Annotated in this window: 3 protein-coding genes; 2 read left to right on the plus strand and 1 reads right to left on the minus strand. The window is 39.7% G+C overall.

The genetic code is table 11. The features are described 5' to 3' along the window. On the minus strand, positions 1 to 436 hold a 436-nt coding region (locus NF543_RS25000; protein WP_257670910.1), incomplete at its 3' end, for a DUF6934 family protein. A gap of 1215 nt (positions 437 to 1651) precedes the next feature. Here NF543_RS25000 and NF543_RS25005 point away from each other — a divergent pair. Then, positions 1652 to 2899 carry a hypothetical protein gene (locus NF543_RS25005; protein ID WP_257957579.1) on the plus strand — a complete coding sequence of 416 codons (1248 nt, stop codon included), beginning with the start codon at positions 1652 to 1654 and terminating at the stop codon, positions 2897 to 2899. 1107 nt (positions 2900 to 4006) lie between these two features. Continuing rightward, a complete protein-coding gene (locus NF543_RS25010; RefSeq protein WP_257670908.1) occupies positions 4007 to 4216 on the plus strand; it encodes a DUF2683 family protein in 210 nt (69 codons plus the stop codon). Positions 4217 to 4929 lie beyond the last annotated feature (713 nt).

Below are 4929 nucleotides of genomic sequence, written 5' to 3' on the forward strand. Positions count from 1 at the left end.
GGATTACCAAAAAAGCTTGATAATTCACTTGTTTTTCAAACCGTTGCCATTGACCATTGACATATCCGTAGACATCCATAATGGATTTTATTTTATCCCAATTAGCCGCAATACCCATTTGGTATAGACGGGTTCTGGAAGGGGTGCTGCCTTGCGCATACACCATTACATCAGGAAAATGTGAAGTGAACTCCAATACAATGGACGCAATGGTAGCGAGAATCTTATCCCGATCACTATTGTTTGACTTCGACAGGTCATCCACCTGTCCATTTTCATTCAAATCGCCGAATCCGAGGTTAAAATAAGTTACGCCATTGGCATTCTGGGGACTAAAACGTGCCACTTTGGTAATTTTACCATTTGGCCCCTTGCTTTCAAACTCAAAGTCGAGGTGACTTGCGTTAGAACGATATGTATATTTTTCGAGGTTCACAAACTAATATTTGTGTGTTTAGAACCTCTAGTTTCTGTCTTTACCATTAGGCAATTGGTTTTACGGTCAAATTTGCTAACAAATGTAGCGTATATATTTTACCGAACAAGAGTTTTTAGCAAAAAACCGCGGGGCTATGGTTTCGTAATGCCCCTTCACATCCTTCAGCTACCTTGTACAGCCCATGGAGAAATAACCATGAATTATTTTAAAAACTGGCCAGTTAGCCATACCACAGGAAAAAACCACTTCGTTAATTTGGCGCAGGTTCTTTCAAATTGAAGACCATGTTGTAATTCGCACGTCATAACGACCATTGTAAGCCACAACGCCTAATTAAAACAACGAAACTCGAATAACAACTATCATCATTACACCCATTGTCGTACGCAAACGTGTCCCTTACCTTTTCCTTGTCTTCGCGTTCCTGCTACCTGCGGCTTCGGATGTGCGGGGTCAGGGCAGCGCCCTAAAACGAATCCACGCTGTCATGCTACCGCAAATCCTCCCATGTCGAAAGGCGGCCGATGCGATAAACACCATGCCAAAAATCCGGCGATTCCGGATTAGGGAATGTTTTCTATGGATTCGTGAGTGTTTTTCCGGATTCGTGAGTGGATTTCACGGATTCGTGAATCTCCTTTCGGCATACGCCCTGGGTTGGACGAAGCAATTAATCACCTGTATATTAACCTAGCGTCCACCCACTAGCAGCCAAAAGCTAGCAGCCTATTTGCAAATCCCAAAACCCTTTTCTATCTTGCACCTACAAACCAACAACACTAAATCAATACCCCACAAATAAAAAATTCTGGTTCGGTGGAAGCATGAATGTTGATAGTATGTATGCAGAATATAAAGCTGCTATTCAGGAATTAAAAAAACATAAGCATGAATTTTTAATATATTACAACGAAGTAAATACTCTTTCCCTAGAGGAGGATAAGTCTCAAACTCATTTTTTTAATTTCAAAGACCCACTTAGTTCCTTAATTGATACAATATGATGACATATCTCGATTATATAAAAATTATTAAGCATTTTATAATTGATTTAGATAGGGACACCTTACCATCTCTGTCTGAAGCAAGGGAGTTTCTTAATAAAGGTAAATAGTTAAATCTTATTGTATTTTATCACCATTCACCGCGAACCGCCATGCGTAAACGTATACTTTACCTTTTCCATGTATTCAGTTTCCTGCTGCCTAGAGTGTGCAGGGTAAGGTGGCGTCCTATACGGCTATCGAGCAAAAGGATGCCGTGGTGTATGATATTGGTGGTGTGAAGACTCAATATTTATTGAACTATAAAAAATTAGAAATGGTAAAATTTATAAGGCCTTTGTTGATGACAATTTTCGCTGTCCAACTTTTAGGTTGTAATCCTGAAAAATCACCAAACGAATATCCCTCTGAAAGTTTAAAGGTAAAATTTAAAATATTAAAGCGAGGTCAGGCCATCTTAGAGAAAGAAATAGATCATTTTGACGGAAACAAAATCCCCGTTGGTTCGGTGATGGGATTGATTACTGACGATAGCTGCATTTATATTACCGATACACAACAAGGCTTGGTCCATGTATTGAATCGAAATACATATCATTTCAAGCGTTCTGTCGGATCAACCGCTAGAGATACTGCCTATATTCATAGACCGTTCGGAGCTCAATTTTATAAAGGGAATTTGATTGTTGGTCATAGTAATATCAATAGCTTATTCAAAATATTCTCGCCATCGGGACTATTCTTAAAAGATTATAATAGCGATGGTATATCGTTTAATGGCCCATTCGCATACCATCTTAATAACTTTTTCATTAACGACTCCATTGCTTATGTAGTAAAACTGATTGCAAATAATGGCCGTAAGGTTAAGCGATATCATTTAAATAACAGTGAGGTTACAGAACTGGAAGATGTTGTACCGGTTGAAGATTTGCATGCAAACGTAGACTCAGGAATGGCGTCTAAAATTATTCCTAAGCTGTTTCTATTGAAAAGTCATGTACAAGATACCACATTCTTTGCTATCCCCAGCAACAAATATTTGGTCAATAGATACGCCTTAAATAGTGATTCATTGATGGAGAGTATGAGCTTACTTGAAATACCCGAGATGCGTTCTTCTTACGAGCTAAATACGATTTCTGACAATTCTTCTTCAGGCCCAAATACGGTTCATTACAATTTTTTTTCCGGGGCGGCAATCGATAAAAATGATAATCTTTATTTTCCGGTTCAGGAAATTATTGATTTTCAAGCATATAAATCCGGAGACGACAGCGAAAATAATATAAATACCTATATTGTGGCTGTAAACCTTGATTCAAAGAGTTATTCTCTTTATCAATTAGATAGAAGTCGCGCGATCGCTCCCGCCAGTTTCATTGACGGCAAGTTATGGTGTTACGATTTTGTATTATCCCGTTTACTGGTATATTCTTTAAACGAAAAGGATTAAAATAATTGGTATAGTCTCTGACCCAGCAAAGTTTTCTTTTTATTGTCACTTGGATTCTCGAATCTATCATTTGACATCCACCCACTAGCAAGCAAAAGCTAATAGCCAATAATTTGCAAATCCTAAAACCCTTTCCTATCTTGCACCTACAAACCAACAACACTAAATCAATACCCACAGATAAAAGGATGAATAAACAGATTAATTTAACCGCTTACAAGCCATCACAATCCACGGATAGATATTACTAAATACCATCATGCTGTATGATCCTTGCAATGGTGAGGAAACATTCTCCAGTTCGAGGATGCAAATGCAATGAAATCCTATACCTAACGATGACCTATTAACAGCAAGTGCCGGTGTGTAGTTATTCAAAATCTGATGTTCACCGCAGTAGGAAGTTAAAAGCGGTATACAATGAAAAAAAGAAAAGTGTTACTCATAATTTTTATTATCACTAGCTTACTGCTTGGCTCCCCGATAGTGAGGTACGGGCTTTTATCTGTCGAAATCAATACCCTAATGGGGTATTTTAAGGGAGATAGAGGTATTACCTTGCCATTATTATTGTTGCCAGTTGCTCATTTATCGTTGTTTACACTGTTTCCGTTGGCAAAAAGCAGACATTTCCTGAAATACCTGTTAATAATTCCCACACTGTTTATCGTGGTCAGTGTGCTCGCCGTTTTTATCTATTTTCTGCTAGACCCTATTGCGTTTCTGACTTTTGTCCCATTCCTAACGGTTTGGATTTTATTACTATCAGACGCTTATAAATCATATGTGACAGTTAATGATTGACGCGAGCGGAGGAAGTTGTGGTGTTACGATTTAGTATTATCCCGTTTACAGGTTACTCGCTAAACGAAAAAGGATTAAAATAATCATCACCGCTTTATCCTGACCCCAGAAGAAGAACGAGAGAAAGCCCAAGGGTATTTTGATATATGGTTTCCTATTGGAAATGAATTTTTGATCGACGGAATTAATGCTTTTGAGAGAGGAAGTTACCGGAAGTCTGCTTTTGAGATTTGTACAGAGAAAATAAGGTCGATTGGTAAATGAGCCGTTAATTTTAGTAACTTTGTAATAAAGCAAACGAATATGGAAGCGATTATGATCCATCCGGAAAATGCGGAACAGCTCAAAACCGTTAAATCGGTCTTGAAGGCATTGAAGGTTCCTTTCGAAGCACAGTCCAATACGCTGCCGGATCATGTGCTGGCGAGCGTTGATAGGGGGGTGGAACAGGCCGCCCAAGGCAAGACCATCGGATTGGAAGCGTTCAAGGAGAAACACTTCTTGAAACGTTAAGGCCAAGCTAGTCCTAACCCAGAAAGAAATCCACCTAACGCAATACAGGCTCAGCTTTACTCCCGAGGCGGAGGATACGTACGATTCACTATCATCACAATTAATGGAGCGTTGGGGCGAGCGCTGTATATAAAAATTATTCCATCCTTTATAAGATTGATGGCTGAGTTGTAACGGTGATCTGTTTTTGGGATAACCGTCAGGAACCACTATTTAACATGTAAGGTTGACTAAGTTCTCCTTATCTTCGCATTAGGTTTAGGTTGATAGCCCCTAATCCTATTGGGGCGGATCCCCGTTTCGTGTAAATGGAACGGGGTTCTTTTTTTCATATACCTGGCATTTACTCACTGATTTCACTGGGCATCCGTTCTATCTTGTGGCAATCCTATTAAACCTCTTCAGTCAGATAGCATGATGAATGGTAAAGACACAAAACGATTCACGCTGTTATTCCACGACAAGTCCCCCCATGGCGGAAAGCGGCCGATGCGATAAACACCATGCCAAAAATCCGGCGATTTCGGATTAGGGAATGTTTTCTATGGATTCGTGAGTGTTTTTTCGGATTCGTGAGCGGATTTCACGGATTCGTGAATCCCCTTTCAGCATACGCTCCGGGTTGGACGAAGCACAATTCATCACACGCATTCGCAGGCGTTTCAATCATTTTGTTCGTCCAATGAGGTGCAATTTGGTGCCTCGGGATGCCG

This window comes from Parapedobacter tibetensis (assembly GCF_024704835.1).
Taxonomy (GTDB): domain Bacteria; phylum Bacteroidota; class Bacteroidia; order Sphingobacteriales; family Sphingobacteriaceae; genus Parapedobacter; species Parapedobacter tibetensis.